Origin of the sequence: Bacillus thuringiensis, assembly GCF_001455345.1 — a bacterium.
GTDB classification, from domain to species: Bacteria; Bacillota; Bacilli; order Bacillales; family Bacillaceae_G; genus Bacillus_A; species Bacillus_A thuringiensis_N.
In genome coordinates this window covers 990,856-1,007,439 of record NZ_CP013274.1, presented here as the reverse complement: position 1 = coordinate 1,007,439, position 16,584 = coordinate 990,856, and the positions used below count along the sequence as shown (strand labels likewise).

The following is a 16,584-nucleotide window of genomic DNA, read 5'->3' as shown; positions in this document are numbered from 1 at the left end:
GCCCCACTAAGCTTATTAACACTTAATGAGGCCACTTTATTCACACTATTAATTATGGAACGTCGGTTTATAGAACGAACGATTATCAAGTGCAAAGACACGCTCAGTGTATTCACCTGGTTTTGTGCGTCCTAATGCACGGTCCATCATGTTCATTTTTGCATCTAAGTTATCGATGTAGTGCAGAATTTCTGCTTCTTTTACTAATGGTGGTTTTGGACTACCCCATTCTGCTTTTCCATGGTGAGAAAGGACGATGTGTTGAAGAATTAATACTTCTTCTGCATCGATTTGCAGCTCGTCTGCTGCTTTACCAATTTCGTTCACCATAATCGAAATGTGACCTAGTAAATTTCCTTCTAACGTATACGTTGTAGAAATTGGGCCAGATAATTCGATTACTTTACCAAGGTCATGTAAAATAACGCCCGCATACAGTAAGTCTTTATCTAACGATGGGTATAGATTTGAAATAGCTTTCGCTAAATCAAGCATCGATACGACGTGATAAGCTAGTCCAGATACGAACTCGTGATGGTTCTTTGTCGCTGCTGGGTACTCTAAAAATTCGTTTTGATGCTTATTTAATAAATGTCTTGTTAGACGCTGAATGTTCGGGTTTCTCATTTCAAATATGTATTGCGTAATCTTTTCAACCATATCTTCTTTTTTCACTGGTGCTTTTTCTACGAAGTCCGAGATGTCTGTTACTTCATTTTCATTTGCAACTCGGATTTGTTTCACACGTAATTGAATACGTCCTTTGTAGTTTAGAATATCTCCAGCTACTTTAACGATTGTTTCTGCTACATATTGTTTCTCAACTTCTGGTGATACATCCCACAATTTCGCTTCAATATCTCCACTTGGATCTTGTAAGATTACTGTTAAAAACGGCTTTCCATTGCTTGCTAGACCTTTTGTCGCTGTTTTAATTAACAAGAAAACATCGACTTGTTCACCAACTTCATATTCTGCAATTTTCTTTTTCATTCGAATTCCTCCACCAAATCAGTTACTTTTAGTATAGCACACTACAACTCATTTTCTTTACGCTTATGCGTTAATTTTATAATCTGCTTTTCTGTAAAGAACGATAATAAATGAGCGTGACATGTAAAGAAGATGACTTGTCTATCTTTTGCGATTTCCTTTATTAGTTCAATTGTGCGATTCGTCCTTACCGCATCGAAATGTACGAAACTATCATCAATAATAAATGGATAATCATGCTCGAATGTTTTCGCTAATGCAAATCTCAGCGATAAATATAACTGTTCCGCTGTCGCTTGGCTTAGTTCATGACTGTAAAAACGCATACCGTCGTTACGTTCCACAATAAACGGCTCCGCCTCTGACGGTGAAAAGATTTTACTATATCGTCCGCCTGTTAAATAGACGAAATACTCTTCTGATTTTTGTAAAATACGAGGAAGATGTACTTCATGATAATATTGTTTCGTTTTCGTTAACACTGTCTTTGCGGCCGCATAAGCAGCCCATTTCTTCACTTGTTCACGCACTTGCGCTTTTTTCATTTCCCATTCATGCATTAAATCACCGTACGTACTACCTTCTTCTAAATTCGCAATTTCCATACGATGTTTCGCAATGCGCTCTGTCAATTCTTTCTCTTTCGTAAGACAGTTTTGCGCGGCTGTTATTTCTTGCTTTAATTTTTCATCATAACCGTCAGCCTCATAATGTTCAGCTAATGATAAACTCGTTAAGCGTTGTTCTAACAGATCAATTTGCGGTAATAAACGCCCTACTTGTTTCTCAGCATCTTCACGTTTTTCTGCCAGTTTACCTGCTTCTAAAAACATCTCTTCATCTGTAGAATGTGCGATATGCCATAAGCTATCTCGTTCTACTAACAATTGTTTCAATTGCTCTTGCATAAACGCATACTCTTCTTGCCATTCAGCTAGCTTCTCTTTTAACTGCTTACAAGTTCGGCGTTTCTCTTTCTCATGTTGCATACGACTTTGCGCCTCGTGCAGCTTACTATACTCCGCGCTACCGATAACAGTTTCTAGTTTATGTTCAAATTGCGAAATCATTTCATACAATGAAGATTTCCGCGCGCCTTGCTTTTCTAATTCTCGATATAATTGTTGTATTTTTTCCATACGCTCAAACGCCGGCAATATGTGTGCATACGTATAAAATTCAGGGAACATATAGCGTACTTTATATGCATTAACTTGTTCACTAATGCGGAACGTTTCTCTCTCCCATTCCTCATACGATGAAACGACTTTATCATACGCTCGCTCCATTTGCTGCAATTTATAAGACTCTCGCTCAAATAGCTTACGAATCTCTTCGTCTTTTTCTAACTCATAGCGCACAGACATCGCTTCTTCACTTTGTCTCCCGCCAGCACTTTGCTGAAGAGTTAGAAGCTCTTCTTGTAATCCACTTGACGGATCTTTATATAAAACAAGGGCAAGAACAATCCCTACAAAAACAATGACGCTAATAAATAAGAGCGGGCGGTTGTCCATAAATAAGCTCGTAAATAAAATGCCTGTGTTAATAAGAAGTAACAGAAGACAAATTCTTTGCCACTGTTTTTTCTTTTGCACCGCTGCTCCTGCTTTTTCCTCATATTTGCGCTTCATTCTCTCAGCGCCCATACCAATAAACGCCGCATCTTGAAACGACTTCTCTTTCTCACTTAACGCATTTCGCTCTTCATCCGCTAACATTTGTTTCTGGACCTGTCTTATATTTTCTTCTTGTTCTTCTAATTGCTCCTGCGCTACTTTAAAGCGATCATCAAGCTGTACTTTTTGCGTTTCTAATTCGCGCGCCTTTTGCACTGTTTGCGTAATTAACTCTTTCGTTGCCAAGCTCAAATCAAACGAAAGAACTGTTTCTTTTTCAAAAGTAGCACCGATTTGTTGCTCTAGCTCTGCGATTTCTTCTTTTATATTCGCAATACTTCCTGTCATATCACGCATTTCTTGGCGTGCATTTTCGTAAGACATATGCTGCATACGAAGTTCTTCCACGTAACTTTCTTTTTGTAAAAACTCTTCATCTATTTGAATCGATTCAATTTCCGATTGTACATTCTCTATTTTTTTATAGAGCGAGTCAACTTGCAACTGGAGCGGCTCCATCTTCGCCTTAATCGCTTCATAGCGCGCCATTCCGTTCACAGGAAACTGCCCGTTCTCGTTTTCTAACACTTTCTCATGCGCACGCTTTTCAATAACGAGAGGCTCTAGCGCTGCTAATATTTCATAATCTTGCTTTCGCTTTTCTGCATTCTCTTTTTCTACGCGAACAGTAGCAAGTTTCTCTTCACTTTCTTTTAACTGCTCGACCTGTTTTTCATACGTGCCAATTTTCCCTTGCCACTCTTTCATCTTCTCTTCAAGTTTCTTCATCTCTTGTAGTGACACATTAATTTCTGGTTTACGCCCGCTCGGTTTAAAGCGTTGATCCATTTCTTTTTCTAGCTTTTTATCGAGCTGCAATAATGCATCACTTCCAACTGCGCTTGCTGAAAATAAATAATTGCCGATATCCGATTCGCCAAGCTGATGAATATTTTGAAGGCCGTGCATATCAAATGAAAAGACTGATTCAAATAAACTTTCATTCATCCCGCTTAATATATCGTGTAAAATTTCCTCGCCGCCCGTTTTCCCGTCTTCAAAATAAACGGTCACCTCGCCAGCTGCCGTCTTTGGCAACCGTTCAATTTTCAAACGGCCGTACTTCTCTGTTTCCACAGTCATCGCACCGCCGTACTTGCCGCCTTCTTTCGGCTCATAACGGCGCTGTCCTCTCGTTGGAAAACCGAATAAAATACTTTTCATAAATGAGCGAATTGTCGATTTCCCCGCTTCATTTTCACCGTATAAAACAGTCAGCATTGACAGATCCATTTCCACATTTTCTAATTTTCCATACCCATAAATATGGAGTTTTTCTATTCTCATTTCTTATCCCTCTCTTGCTGGAATAATTGTTCTAAAATAATATTTTCCGCTTCCTTTTGAATCTCTTTCTTCTCTTCTTCTGTAAAAGATTCAATACTATTACGCGCTACAGGAGATGTCCAAATCGTGCGTAACACGCCGTCCATATTGTTGAAAGCTTCTAACTCCTTCAGCACACTACCGACGAAATGATTTTCTTCTTTCAAACGTTCGATTTCCGCAAACGAAACCGTCTCATTTTTCCACTTCATCGCATATACAAAATCTTTTCGCTCTTCTCCAGATGCTAAAATATGAAAAATCTCTTCCACACGCTTTTCATCACGCAAATAAGGAGAAAGTGGGCCTTGTCCTGTAAATACGACAGTTAGTAGCGTCCCTTCCTCTTCTCTTCGGCACTCATTCATCGCACTTGATGCTGCCGTCATAAGGTCATCGACAGTTTCAAGCCCATCAATATTTACTTCTATCTCATCCCATACAACATCCGCCGTATGGAAAAATGAGCAATGCGTTCCTTGTTTCGTAAGCTCAATAAGGTACGCACCCTTCTCACCTGTTTCCTTACGATGACGCCCTTGTATGTTCCCCGAATAAATAATATATGGCTCTTCTGATAAAATTTCACGTTTATGTATATGGCCAAGAGCCCAATAATCAAACTGCTTTTCCTTCAGCTCACGAATTTGAAACGGTGCATAGCGATTATGCTCTGCATCTCCTTCCACACTTCCGTGAAGCATACCAATATGAAAAGGCGCATCACTCATTTTCGTATACTGCGCTGTCATATTATCCGTTACCGCTTGCTGCAAATAACTAAACCCGTAAACAGAAGCTAACAGCTCACCATTTTTATAAAATGATTTCTCTTCTACATAAGGCTCCGTAAACACATGAACATTTTCCGGAAACTCAATTGCAGCCCAGCTTCCCCCTAAATGATCATGGTTACCGTGAATAATAAAAACAGGGATATCGTACTGCGAAAGTCTCTTCATTTGCTCACGCACAAACACTTGCGCCCTCAAACTTCTCGTCTCCGCATCATACAAATCCCCGGCTAGTAATACGAAATCAACGCGCTCTTGAATCGCTTTATCAACAATACGTTCGAACGATTCAAACGTACTCTGCTTCATTCTCTCCCAAACAGACTGCGGTACATTCATCTCCATCCCTTTAAACGGACTATCCAAATGCAAATCAGCCGCATGTATAAACTTCACTTGTTTCACAAATAACGATCCTTTCTATCTTTCAAAAGTTTCATTTTATCCGCATGAACACAAACAATACATGCTCAATTGGTGAAAACTAGTAATAAGCAGGAAATAAAAAACTCCCCACTGATTAAAGTTTCACCTTATTGTAACACGCAATGTCATATATTTCTTTGCATATTCTAGCGATTTATGCCAAAATAGTTATAAGATTCTGATTTTTATTATTGGAGGGAATTTTCATGGGAGTATACGTTCTAACAGTCTTTGAAAAAGATGGTTCAAAAGCATTAGATGAATCATTCGAGGCGGCAACTGAAAAAGAAGCGAAAGCAAAAGGTGAATCTATTTTAAAAGAAAAAGGATTGTATGAAAAAACACATCGCTGTACATCTACTGCAGGTAAGCTCGTTTTATTCCAGCGCTAAAAAAAGAAGCGTCATCCGCTTCTTTTTCACTCTACTATATCTTCGTCACACCACGTAAATACCACATCTAGAATGCGATTACCGATACGTACGCGTTTATTCCATTTACCTGTTTGGATCTGATGCTGCAATTCTGCTTTCATCTTTTCCGTCCAGTCGTGAATCGTTTCACTACCGTCGTACGGATATACGCTTGGAAACTCTTTCTGCAGTAGATGCAAGCTCTCTGCATCAAAATGAAAATGGAAGAAGTAGTTTGCTGTAAGCGATGGTTCTTGCAATCGTAAAAAATGATCATCTACTTGCTTTCTATTTCTATAGAAAGTAAAGATATTCACTTTACCGCTCGTAATTTGGTCAATTTGAATTTCGTGCTTCTCTATAATCACGTCTTGTCCACCTCGTTGTATACTATCTTTAGTATATATGTCTTTTGCAACAAAGTTAACCATTTTCGCGCGAAATTCATTTCCTTCATTATATTACCTGTACCTCCATATGCAATCAGGATAAATAAAACAAAGTTGAAGGGGAGCGATCACATGTATTTCGGAAGCAAAGGTTGGTATGTAAAAGAACTTAAAAAATTAGGTATCCGTACTTATGAAGGTAAAAAACTAGAATCGTATCGTACGCATGTGTTATCTAGTTTACTTGAGAGAATGAAGAAGGCTTCAGCTTAATAAAAAATAGAAGAAGCTACTTTTCAAGTAGCTTCTTGCTTTTGAAAAATTTACTATCCTTCGTACCAATCATAGCCTAAATGAATAACATTCGCCTTCATATAAGACAATGAATTCTCCTCAAGAAACGTCTCATAGTCCACTAAATTATCCATTCCAAACCTATCATTCCGAAACCACGTTGCGTCACATTCATCACAAACATATACAACTTTATTTATATCTTTAATTTCTGCTTTATAAACGAGACCATTTCCATCACATCTTGGACAAACAACTTTCCCTTTAAATAGCTCCATTTAGACTTCCTCCACCACAAACTTTTAATGCCTTAACTATATAACAGAATGAATAATTGTTTTTTAAGCCATATATTTTATTTTGTAATTATTTTTTATTTTTTTCTTTTATCTTCTCTACTTCATTTTTTATATCCTCAGATACAGCCACATCTATATTCCCTTTATATTTCTTGTATTCTTGGAGTAACATATTTGCATTTTGGTTAAATGCCACCAGAGTCCCACTAGGTGATTCTGTTTGTTCCTTTAAAGATGTAATGGTTCCGTACATCTTTTTGTATTCATCATAAAGTTCTTTGTACTTATTTGGATTTTCTTTTGCAGCTTCAGACATTGTTTTTAATTGACCTTCCATATCGCTATATATTACAGAAGATTGAGCCACCATTGAATTTAGAGATTTTCTCTTAGCATGAATAGCTACGTTAAAGTCTCGGCGATCATCAATAGCTTTAGACCAAACCTCGGAATATTGCGGTAAAACAAAAGTAGCAACAAACCCCATTAGTTCAATATTATAATAAAATTCCGCTGCCGCTTGAACATATCTAGCTTCACGTTCCTTCTTTTCTTTTGCTTCTTTAGCATTTTCTTGTAATACGTTTATACTCACAAGGGCTATGATAATTACAATAACCCCTAAAATTCCCCAGATTATCTTTTTATTCATGCTGACTCCCCCATTTATGTATAATCTTTAAATTATATTTATAAAAACAAAATAAAAGCACTCTTTCGGGTGCCTTCAACTTTAGTTTTTATTGGGCTAGTTCTTCATGTTTACTCCCTTTTTTTAATTTCTATTCCTTATATATTTAACAAAGTAAGCATCCAAGCTGAAAATGCTATAATAAATCCAACTACACTAAGGGGGAACATTACTTTGCACGGAAAACACATTCAATTTCACAAGTTTGGCAACCCAAAAGATGTATTACAAGTGGAATATAAAAATATAGAACCACTAAAAGAAAATGAAGTTTTAGTCCGTATGTTAGTTAGACCAATTAATCCATCTGACTTAATTCCCATTACCGGAGCGTATGCACATAGAATTCCGTTACCTAACATACCTGGTTATGAAGGGGTTGGTATTGTAGAAGATGTGGGCTCTTTTGTTTCTAAAGACCTTATCGGCAAACGTGTTTTACCGTTACGCGGAGAAGGTACTTGGCAAGAATATGTGAAGACGTCAGCTGATTTTGTAATTCCTATTCCTGATTCCATCGATGATTTCACAGCGGCACAAATGTATATTAATCCTCTTACAGCGTGGGTTACATGTACAGAAACGCTAAACTTACAACGGGATGATGTTTTATTAGTGAATGCTTGTGGATCCGCTATTGGTCACCTATTTGCACAGTTATCACAAATTTTGAATTTCCGACTCATTGCAGTGACAAGAAATAGTAAACATACAGAGGAATTACTTCAGCTTGGTGCCGATTATGTAATAGATACTTCCACTGCCCCGCTTCACAAAACAGTTATGGAATTAACAAACGGGATCGGTGCAGATGCTGCGATTGATTCTATCGGAGGACCAGATGGAAATGAATTAGCTTTCTCCTTACGTCCAAACGGGCACTTTTTAACGATTGGTCTTCTATCAGGTGTACAAGTAAACTGGGCAGAGATTGTCACGAAAGCAAAAGTGCACGCTAACATATTTCATTTACGACATTGGAATAAAGAAGTGTCACCATATAAATGGCAGGAGACGTTTCGTCACTTAATTCGTCTAGTAGAAAATAAGCAATTACGTTTTATGAAAGTCCATTCTACATATGACTTAGCGGATGTAAAAACGGCGGTTGATGTTGTGCAGTCTGCTGAGAAAACGAAAGGGAAGGTGTTTTTGACGAGTTATTAACTACAATCGAAGAAGTCTTTTTGATTGGCCTTTTAAATAGTAGACTAGATAGTACGTTCAGGAACACCCAATTGTAAGTATCTGGTATAATTAGGTTAAACGGTGAAAGGAGATTCTAACATGTGGTTACTCACAGCAATTGCGCCTGTTGTAATAGCCGGAGGAATTGTAGTATATGTGATTGGAAGGCTTAAACATAAATATAACAACGGCACATTAGGTAAGAAAAAGTCAAAAAACGCTCAAGTTTTATTAGATAGTTTCATACCAATGGGAATGCTCGTTGGCTGTATAATCGGTTTGATTTTCGGCACGTTTTCCCCGGATTTCTCACTACTTTCCATTAGTTTAAGATCCGGAATCGGCTATTTATTGGGGTTTTTCGCCTATGAATTTTATAGCAAGACAGGAAACAACCTCTCATAATCCAAAAAGAATAAGCGGAACAGTACATAGTAGTCATATACAATATGTACTGTCCTTTATTTTTGTATCAACACTATCACCTTACCTTTCGCCTACTATACACCTTTTTTATTGATTTTCCTCTCCTCCCCCTTTTGCATATCCGCTTTTTTATTTTCATGGGATCTATATCCAAAGTAAAGTAGCGCACATGTAATAACGGAACCTACAATATATCCTAAAAAACATCCTAACCAAAACATATTGTAACCGCCTCCATTCATAATAAATTTTATGTAATATAACTCTTTACATGCTTCATCGTTTATTTCTATCAACTATACACTCTCTAAACTTATTCATACCACTAATTCTCTCATTATCTCAAATAACAATTTTATTATTTGTCATAAAGTTAACATCTTCGTTAAATATATATTTTTCCATATTATTACTTTTATCTTCAGAAATAATATACTCCATTTGATATAAGCGAGCTAGTACGTCGGCCCTTCTCTATTTTAACTTTAGTCATGAACAAAAGAAAAACAAAAAATCCCCTCAAAGCATAAACTTCAAGGGGTGAGCCTGTTTTTTATTTACTTATATACGTACAGCTGTACCACTTACAGCAACCATTAACATTCCATCACGAACAACTTCGTAATCTACGTCAATACCAACAATAGCGTTTGCACCTTTTTGTTTTGCAAGTTCTTTCATTTCATCCATTGCGATATCACGAGCTTCTTTTAGCTTGCTTTCATAAGAACCAGCACGACCACCGACAACATCACGAACAGAAGCGAATAAGTCGCGGACAATATTTGCACCCATAATAGCTTCACCATTTACAATATCAATATACTCAATAATCTCTTTACCTTGAATTCCAGAAGTTGTTGTTACAATCATGACTGACACTCTCCTAATAAGTTGTAGTTTTAATTAGCTTTCTTATGTCTTTATTATGACATGGAAAAAGTAATGAATCTATTGAATTACCTTACAGGAATGTGACAGTTTTGTAAGAATAAAACGCGCATTATGTTTAATTTTAATAAAGCGCTTTAATATTGGGATACATAAAAGATTCTCTATTTTCTTTCCAGTCCTTTTCTACTTCTTTAAAAGTTGGTCGCCCTAATTCTTCCTTGTTTTTCTGTTTACGAAACCATTTCTTCACATACTTCTCTCCATTTTTGTTTTGAACTGTACAAAGGAAACTATTACTACTATCCTTTACTATTTTTACAATCACGAAAAGACACCTCTTTCCTTTTCAATAAAGTGAAACTTTAATCAGTGGGGGCTTACTGCCCACAAATAGCCGGGTAACGTAATAGAACTTGATCTTTTACTATAAGCCCTTCCTCTCTTATAATCATACGACTCCTCGGTCGCGCCAAATTTGTAAGATCAAAAAAACGATATTCACTATGTTTAATATGTGACGTACCTATTATTTAAAGAAATCAGAGTTATAAGCATTATGCTTATCAAATATTTGATAGATTTCTAACTTATCATCTAATTTTGCATCTACTAAAATTAATATATTTCCATCATAAATGTATTCTTCATACTTCTTAGCATGTTCTTCTGGGATTCCTAAGCCGATAAATGCTCCTATTAAACTTCCAGCTCCTCCGCCAATACCAGCTCCACCAATAGCTGCTGCGATAGGACCTGCTGCTACGATTGGACCCATTCCAGAAACGGCAAGTATACCAAGACCTGTTAATAAACCACCAAGTCCACCTGCTACTCCTCCTGCTACAAGCCCTGTCGCTGAAAAGATATCCGCTTTATGTGCAGTTTCATGATTCACTTTTTCACCCGATTTTTCTTCCAGATGTTCAATTTCCTTTTGATCCTTTGCAATAGCTGAAATGTTATCACCTGAGTATCCTTTATCTTTTAATTCATTAATAACGAACGCCGCATCATCAATTGTTCTAAAAATACCTACTATTTTTCTATCTACATCCATAACTAGTAACCTCCTAAAGTTTTATATCATGTATCTTTATCTTTCTTCATTTCTGTATACACTAATCTTCTTATTAACATAGCCATTTACGAAAAAAGCAAATAGTAAAAGCATTACAAGCGAACTACTTAACAAGTAAATTAAATCAAATGTAATATCAATCATCATTTCATTCATGTATACCAGACTCCTTTTTATTAAAAGTAAAAGTATATTTTTATAGACTAGAAATCTTACAATTCATCTTCAGTCAATCTCTTTGTAGTATATGTATACCCTTCCTAACTCTTTCTAAACGTAAAAAACTATAATTATATTTTTTCTTATTTATATGTTTAACATTTCTTAAAACGGGTATGTTTATATTGTTATGCTTATTATATGGAAAGGAATATTACGATGAATGCCATTCACTCTACTACTATTCTTTATAATGAAACACCTACAATAACGCAGATTCATCATTTTTACGCTTTAATGACAACATTTCAAACGAATGTATTTATAAGTAAACACGGAACACTTACTTCTATTAAAAACTTAAGCACATTAGTATCATTTTTCCTTACTGTAAAAAAGAGAGAGCTTGTATTATTTATCTTTGAAGGAATAGATGCAAAAAGAGCTTTAAGAACACTCTTTCCTTCTTAAAAGTTTTATGATCCCCTATTCCCTCGATTGTTACTTTTCATATATAGTTTTATATTTCAAAATGATTTCCTCTATGAAAAACGAGCCCCCTAATACAATAGGGGGATTTCTAGTTTGGCCTTACGAAAACTGATATAATATATATTACGTTTTTTATTCTTTACAATTGAAAACTTTTAATAACCTTGAAGGTAGGAATTTTTAATGAACTCGAAAGCAAAATTTAGTATTCGCTACAAAATTATGGCTGGTTATTTAGTTATCATTTTGTTCTTACTTATTTCTTTCATTATGCTAAACAATGAGATTTCCAGTTTACAAAAATCTCGTAATTTTATTATTGATCACGATTTTAAAGTTCTTAATTTAACGAATCAAGTGGAGAAAGAATTGCTAACAATTGAAAATAAAGCGAAAGGATTTATCACTTCTAATGATGCAAATTACGTTCAATCCCTTAACGCCGCGGAAAAGGATTATGCAAAACATTATCAAGATCTTTTTGCTCTATTAGAGGATAATCCTTCTCAGCAAGAAAAATTAAAACAAATTAACGAAAACATTACTAGTTGGATTAATAAAGAGATTCATCCACTCATTACGAATAGCAATAATAATAACGTACAAGCAATCGATACGACTCAAATTCAATCATTACAATCGCAGGTAACTAACTTCCGCAGCACTGAGGAGCAATTAACGAAAAAAAGAGCTGCACACTTAGATACTGAAAATAATAAATTAGAGATTTGGTTATACAGTTTATTATTCTTACTTTCTTGTATTTCCATTATCGTTTCACTCTATATTTCTAATTCCATTACAAAAACGATTCAAAATGTAATTCAAGCTATTAAATCTATTTCTTCTAAAGAAAAAATCACGGAAAGAATTCATGTAAACACGCGGGATGAAATAAAAGAACTTGCTCATACAACGAACCACCTACTGGACGAAATATCGAAAAGAGAGTGGTTACAAACCGAGCTTGCAGAATTAATTTTAATGTATCAAGGTGTATCTTCTATTGAGATGTTAGGTAACAAAATTTTGAGTGGCATTATACAAAAAACGCAAACTTCTTGCGGTGCATTTTATGTACGTGAAGAAATTGAGGACACTATCTACTATGTGAAGAAAGCTTCTTTCGCCGATCAAGGTGCTGACATTGGAAAACAATCCATTAAAATGGGTGAAGGTTTCATTGGACAGTCTGCCTTAGAAAAGAAAATTTTTATTCTCAGTGACATACCCGAAGAGTTTCGTTATGTCACTAGTGGAGTATTAGAAATACGTCCTAAAAATCTACTAGTCATCCCTATCTTATTTGAGGATGAAGTGATCGCAGTAATGGAGTTAGTAAGTGTAACTGAGATTTCAGACTTACATCAAGATTTCATTCAACAAACTGTTGATAATCTAGGTTTAACAATCCATAGTATTATGGGACGTATGCGAATTCAAACTCTTTTACATGAATCACAAGCAATGACAGAAGAGTTACAAGTTCAATCAGAAGAATTACAAACGCAAGCGGAAGAACTGCAAATGCAAGCCGAGGAATTAAGAACAACGAATGAACAGTTAGAGTCTAGAACTGAAGAGGCTGAGCAAAAGACAGCTGACTTACAAATTACTAAATTAGAATTAGAAGAAAAAGCAAGCGAGTTGTTACGTAGCTCAAAATACAAATCAGAGTTCCTAGCAAATATGTCACATGAATTACGTACACCATTAAATAGTATTTTACTATTATCTGAAATGTTAAGAGAAAATCATGATAATCATTTATCCGATGATGAAATTGAATTAGCAACCGTCATTCATTCATCAGGGAAAGATTTACTTACTTTAATTAATGACATACTAGATTTATCTAAAGTAGAAGCCGGAAAACTAGACGTCATTTTCGAAGCAACGAACATAAGTGATATGGCGGCAAGTATGCACCAAAACTTCTTACATATCGCTGCACAAAAAAATGTTGAATTTACTGTTGAAGACAGTGATACGATTCCTGATTTGTTTTACACAGATGCAAAACGGATTGAACAAATTATTAAAAACTTATTATCCAATGCATTTAAATTCACGGAAAAAGGATCTGTCTCTTTACATTTCGATTCAATAGAAACAAGTAATGTAAGTCATGATATGCAGTCTGTAAGTAAAGACTGGATTACAATTTCAGTAAAAGATACTGGTATCGGTATTGCTAAAGAACAGCATCAACTTATTTTCGAAGCCTTTCAACAGGCAGATGGCGCAACGATTCGGAAATATGGTGGTACAGGCCTAGGGTTATCTATTTGTAAAGAGTTTGCTAGATTGTTAGGTGGTTGGATTACGTTGGAGAGTCATGTAGGAGAAGGCAGTACTTTCACCGTGTATATCCCTAACCTTCCAAATGGATTACATGATATACAAGTATCCAATTTAGAAGTCGCAGCAACAGTAGATGAAGTTATTCCTGCTGAAGTTGTTGAGGAAACTATAGTGATTCCAGAAACAAGTAACGTCTTCCAAGAGAAAACCATTTTAATTGTCGATGATGATCATCGAAATATATTTGCGTTACAAAATGCATTAAAAAAACAACATGCCAACATTATTACTGCCCAAAACGGCATAGAGTGTTTAGAAGTACTAAAAAGCAATACAAATATCGACCTTATTTTAATGGATATTATGATGCCAAATATGGACGGTTATGAAACGATGGAACATATCCGAATGAATTTAGGGTTACATGAAATACCTATTATCGCATTAACTGCTAAAGCAATGCCAAATGATAAAGAAAAATGTTTATCTGCTGGCGCTTCAGATTATATAAGTAAACCATTAAATTTACATCAACTCTATTCGGTAATGAGTGTATGGTTAATAAAATAAGTGAGGTTTAGTTTCAGTGGAAAATAAGTATTATAATTTTGATCCATCAGTAGATACGGATAAGCGTACGAACTTAGAAATTGACTTACTATTAGAAGCGGTATTTAAACTATCAGGATTTGATTTTCGCCAATATGCTCGCACTTCTATTTATAGAAGAATTTGCAATAGAATGCAGCTCTCTAATATCCCTACCATTTCAAAATTAATTGAAAAGGTAATTCATGAGGAAGGGTTTTTAGAACAGTTATTAAACGATTTCTCGATTAATGTAACTGAGATGTTCCGTAACCCTATCTTTTTTAAGGCGCTAAGAGAGCATGTTATTCCTGAATTAAGAAAGCATCCTGAAATTAGAATTTGGCATGCTGGATGCGCAACTGGTGAAGAAGTATTATCAATGTCCATCTTACTTCACGAAGAAGGATTAAGTGAAAAGTCGGTTATTTACGCAACAGATATGAATACAAATGTGTTAGAAAAAGCAAAACAAGGCATTCTTCCGTTAAATAAAATGCAAACTTATACGAAAAACTATTTACAAGCTGGCGGTACACAAGCATTTTCTAACTATTATTCAACAGATAATCGTTTTGCTTATTTTAATCCGTCATTGTTGCAAAACATTATTTTTGCACAACATAATTTAGTAACCGATCAATCTTTTAACGAATTTCACATTATACTTTGCCGTAACGTTTTAATTTACTTTACAAGTAAACTTCAAAACCAAGTACAGCAACTATTTTATGAAAGTTTAGGTCACAATGGATTTCTATGTTTAGGAAATAAAGAAACTCTTCGTTTTTCAAATATAATGCCGCATTATACCCAATTTAATCCTAGTGAACAAATTTATCAAAAAATACAATAAAAAGCGTATGAAATCCTCTGTTTGGATTTCATACGCTTTTTATTTCGCATTCGTTTGTATCATAATGAGACACATATCATCTGATTGCGCTTTCTTTTGTTCTTCCTTGTAAAACCCTTCTATCTCGCCTTCTAAATCTCCCCATTTTCTTTCTGTAAAAGTACGTAATTTCTCTTCAGACTCAAATTCATCATTTGCAATTGCTTCAAGAACACCATCTGTAAACAATAATATTTGAGCGTTCTTCTCAAAAGGTATAACTGTCTTTTTAACTTTTATTTCATCAAAAAATCCTACCGCACAACTCCCGCGATCTAGTTCAACTACATTTGTTTCATCAACTAAAACATATCCAGAAGGATGCCCTGCATTTACATATTCAATTGTTCTATTTTCTGTATTAACTACTAAGTATATCGCTGTAAAATAATATGGAATATTATCATTTTCATTATGTAAAAGGGTCATATATTTATTTAATTCTTTAATAACGAGTTCTGGATCAATTAAACATTTAATTGTTTCACGTAATACAGACGAAATAAACATACAAACTAATGAAGCAGATACACCATGTCCCATCACATCTAGTAATATAATACCGTAGCGATTTTCATCGATTTTATACCAATAATACATATCTCCAGCTAGTTTAAATGAAGGTAAGTAACTTGCTTCAATTTTTATATGATCTTCTCTTAATGGGCTACTTAATAAGTTTCTTTGTACTTGCGTAGCTAAATCTAGTTCATTCCGCAGATTTTTTTCTTGTTCTTTATGCCAATTTAATTCCGATTTCAAGCGTAATGCTACACGCATACGTGCTAATAGTTCAACTTTATTTATAGGTTTCGTAATATAATCCATTGCCCCCATATCAAGAGCTTCGGCCAATTTATTTGCATCCTCTAAAGCTGTAACAAAAATAATAGGAATATCTTTAAACTTCTCCTCTTTTTGTAATCGCCTACAAACTTCAAGTCCATCAATTTCAGGCATCATAATATCTAATAGTATTAAATCTATTTCTTTATGCCTGGAAGAATCTTCTCCAAAATGGATGTATTCGAAAAGCTCTTGTGCAGAATTCAGCGATACAAGATCCTGATATCCGGCTTGTTTCAAAATTTTTTCAATTACAAAGATGTTAACCGGATTATCATCGACAATTAAAATGGACACAAGTTATTTCCCCTTTTCTTATTTAAAATGTAAATCTATTATCATTTTCTATTTTTCTAGTATTGCATACTCAGTTACAAAATGAAAATTTCGTACTCAAACATATTTTTTAT

18 protein-coding genes are annotated in these 16,584 nt (G+C 35.1%); 7 read left to right on the top strand and 11 right to left on the bottom strand.

Features of this window, described 5'->3' with window-relative positions:
* Window positions 1-48: 48 nt before the first annotated feature.
* Genes yhaM through ATN06_RS05325 form a run of 3 tightly spaced genes read right to left on the bottom strand, consistent with a single transcriptional unit; the run spans window position 49 to window position 5,197 of the window.
* On the bottom strand, window positions 49-993 hold the full coding sequence (yhaM, locus tag ATN06_RS05335) for a 3'-5' exoribonuclease YhaM (protein WP_000726652.1): 945 nt from the start codon (window positions 991-993) through the stop codon (window positions 49-51).
* 41 nt (window positions 994-1,034) lie between these two features.
* Window positions 1,035-3,959 (bottom strand): ATP-binding protein, encoded by a 2,925-nt coding sequence (locus ATN06_RS05330; protein WP_060629819.1) that lies wholly within the window; start codon window positions 3,957-3,959, stop codon window positions 1,035-1,037.
* Window positions 3,956-5,197 (bottom strand): metallophosphoesterase family protein, encoded by a 1,242-nt coding sequence (locus ATN06_RS05325; protein WP_060629818.1) that lies wholly within the window; start codon window positions 5,195-5,197, stop codon window positions 3,956-3,958. Before ATN06_RS05325 ends, ATN06_RS05330 begins: the two co-directional genes overlap by 4 nt.
* 227 nt (window positions 5,198-5,424) lie before the next feature.
* Between ATN06_RS05325 and ATN06_RS05320 the strand changes: the two genes are divergently transcribed.
* Window positions 5,425-5,610: a YhzD family protein gene (locus ATN06_RS05320; RefSeq protein ID WP_000539548.1), complete on the top strand. Its 186-nt coding sequence runs from the start codon at window positions 5,425-5,427 to the stop codon at window positions 5,608-5,610.
* 26 nt (window positions 5,611-5,636) lie between these two features.
* On the opposite strand, the gene ATN06_RS05315 is transcribed toward ATN06_RS05320, so the two are convergent.
* Window positions 5,637-5,999, bottom strand: coding sequence for a hypothetical protein (locus ATN06_RS05315; RefSeq protein ID WP_000582799.1), 363 nt, complete (start codon window positions 5,997-5,999; stop codon window positions 5,637-5,639).
* Between the two features lie 153 nt (window positions 6,000-6,152).
* Between ATN06_RS05315 and ATN06_RS05310 the strand changes: the two genes are divergently transcribed.
* Window positions 6,153-6,293: a YflJ family protein gene (locus ATN06_RS05310; RefSeq protein WP_000273536.1), complete on the top strand. Its 141-nt coding sequence runs from the start codon at window positions 6,153-6,155 to the stop codon at window positions 6,291-6,293.
* Window positions 6,294-6,346: 53 nt separating this feature from the next.
* Here the strand turns inward: ATN06_RS05310 and ATN06_RS05305 are convergent, their stop codons facing one another.
* Together ATN06_RS05305 and ATN06_RS05300 are read right to left on the bottom strand one after the other, a co-directional pair.
* Window positions 6,347-6,592 (bottom strand): hypothetical protein, encoded by a 246-nt coding sequence (locus tag ATN06_RS05305; protein ID WP_060629817.1) that lies wholly within the window; start codon window positions 6,590-6,592, stop codon window positions 6,347-6,349.
* 88 nt (window positions 6,593-6,680) lie between these two features.
* Complete coding sequence (locus tag ATN06_RS05300; protein ID WP_060629816.1) at window positions 6,681-7,265, bottom strand: hypothetical protein; 585 nt, start codon at window positions 7,263-7,265, stop codon at window positions 6,681-6,683.
* 213 nt (window positions 7,266-7,478) lie between these two features.
* Between ATN06_RS05300 and ATN06_RS05295 the strand changes: the two genes are divergently transcribed.
* Window positions 7,479-8,471 (top strand): zinc-dependent alcohol dehydrogenase family protein, encoded by a 993-nt coding sequence (locus ATN06_RS05295; RefSeq protein ID WP_060629815.1) that lies wholly within the window; start codon window positions 7,479-7,481, stop codon window positions 8,469-8,471.
* Window positions 8,472-8,591: 120 nt separating this feature from the next.
* Complete coding sequence (locus ATN06_RS05290) at window positions 8,592-8,897, top strand: hypothetical protein (protein WP_060629814.1); 306 nt, start codon at window positions 8,592-8,594, stop codon at window positions 8,895-8,897.
* A 582-nt stretch (window positions 8,898-9,479) separates the two neighbouring features.
* On the opposite strand, the gene ATN06_RS05285 is transcribed toward ATN06_RS05290, so the two are convergent.
* The 4 genes from ATN06_RS05285 to ATN06_RS05270 form a co-directional block, all read right to left on the bottom strand.
* The gene (locus ATN06_RS05285) at window positions 9,480-9,791 is read right to left on the bottom strand and encodes a YbjQ family protein (protein ID WP_000637510.1); all 312 of its coding nucleotides are present in this window, start codon (window positions 9,789-9,791) and stop codon (window positions 9,480-9,482) included.
* A gap of 142 nt (window positions 9,792-9,933) precedes the next feature.
* Complete coding sequence (locus ATN06_RS05280) at window positions 9,934-10,137, bottom strand: DUF4028 family protein (protein WP_060629813.1); 204 nt, start codon at window positions 10,135-10,137, stop codon at window positions 9,934-9,936.
* Window positions 10,138-10,338: 201 nt separating this feature from the next.
* The gene (locus ATN06_RS05275) at window positions 10,339-10,869 is read right to left on the bottom strand and encodes a general stress protein (protein WP_060629812.1); all 531 of its coding nucleotides are present in this window, start codon (window positions 10,867-10,869) and stop codon (window positions 10,339-10,341) included.
* Between the two features lie 36 nt (window positions 10,870-10,905).
* On the bottom strand, window positions 10,906-11,046 hold the full coding sequence (locus tag ATN06_RS05270) for a hypothetical protein (protein WP_016089038.1): 141 nt from the start codon (window positions 11,044-11,046) through the stop codon (window positions 10,906-10,908).
* A 222-nt stretch (window positions 11,047-11,268) separates the two neighbouring features.
* On the opposite strand from ATN06_RS05270, the gene ATN06_RS05265 reads away from it, so the two are divergent.
* The 3 genes from ATN06_RS05265 (at window position 11,269) to ATN06_RS05255 (ending at window position 15,289) form a co-directional block, all read left to right on the top strand.
* The gene (locus ATN06_RS05265) at window positions 11,269-11,520 is read left to right on the top strand and encodes a hypothetical protein (protein WP_029437724.1); all 252 of its coding nucleotides are present in this window, start codon (window positions 11,269-11,271) and stop codon (window positions 11,518-11,520) included.
* Between the two features lie 204 nt (window positions 11,521-11,724).
* Complete coding sequence (locus ATN06_RS05260; protein WP_060629811.1) at window positions 11,725-14,415, top strand: ATP-binding protein; 2,691 nt, start codon at window positions 11,725-11,727, stop codon at window positions 14,413-14,415.
* Between the two features lie 16 nt (window positions 14,416-14,431).
* Window positions 14,432-15,289 (top strand): CheR family methyltransferase, encoded by an 858-nt coding sequence (locus ATN06_RS05255; protein WP_060629810.1) that lies wholly within the window; start codon window positions 14,432-14,434, stop codon window positions 15,287-15,289.
* 39 nt (window positions 15,290-15,328) lie between these two features.
* Here ATN06_RS05255 and ATN06_RS05250 read toward each other — a convergent pair whose 3' ends face one another.
* Window positions 15,329-16,471, bottom strand: coding sequence for a fused response regulator/phosphatase (locus ATN06_RS05250; RefSeq protein ID WP_060629809.1), 1,143 nt, complete (start codon window positions 16,469-16,471; stop codon window positions 15,329-15,331).
* Window positions 16,472-16,584 lie beyond the last annotated feature (113 nt).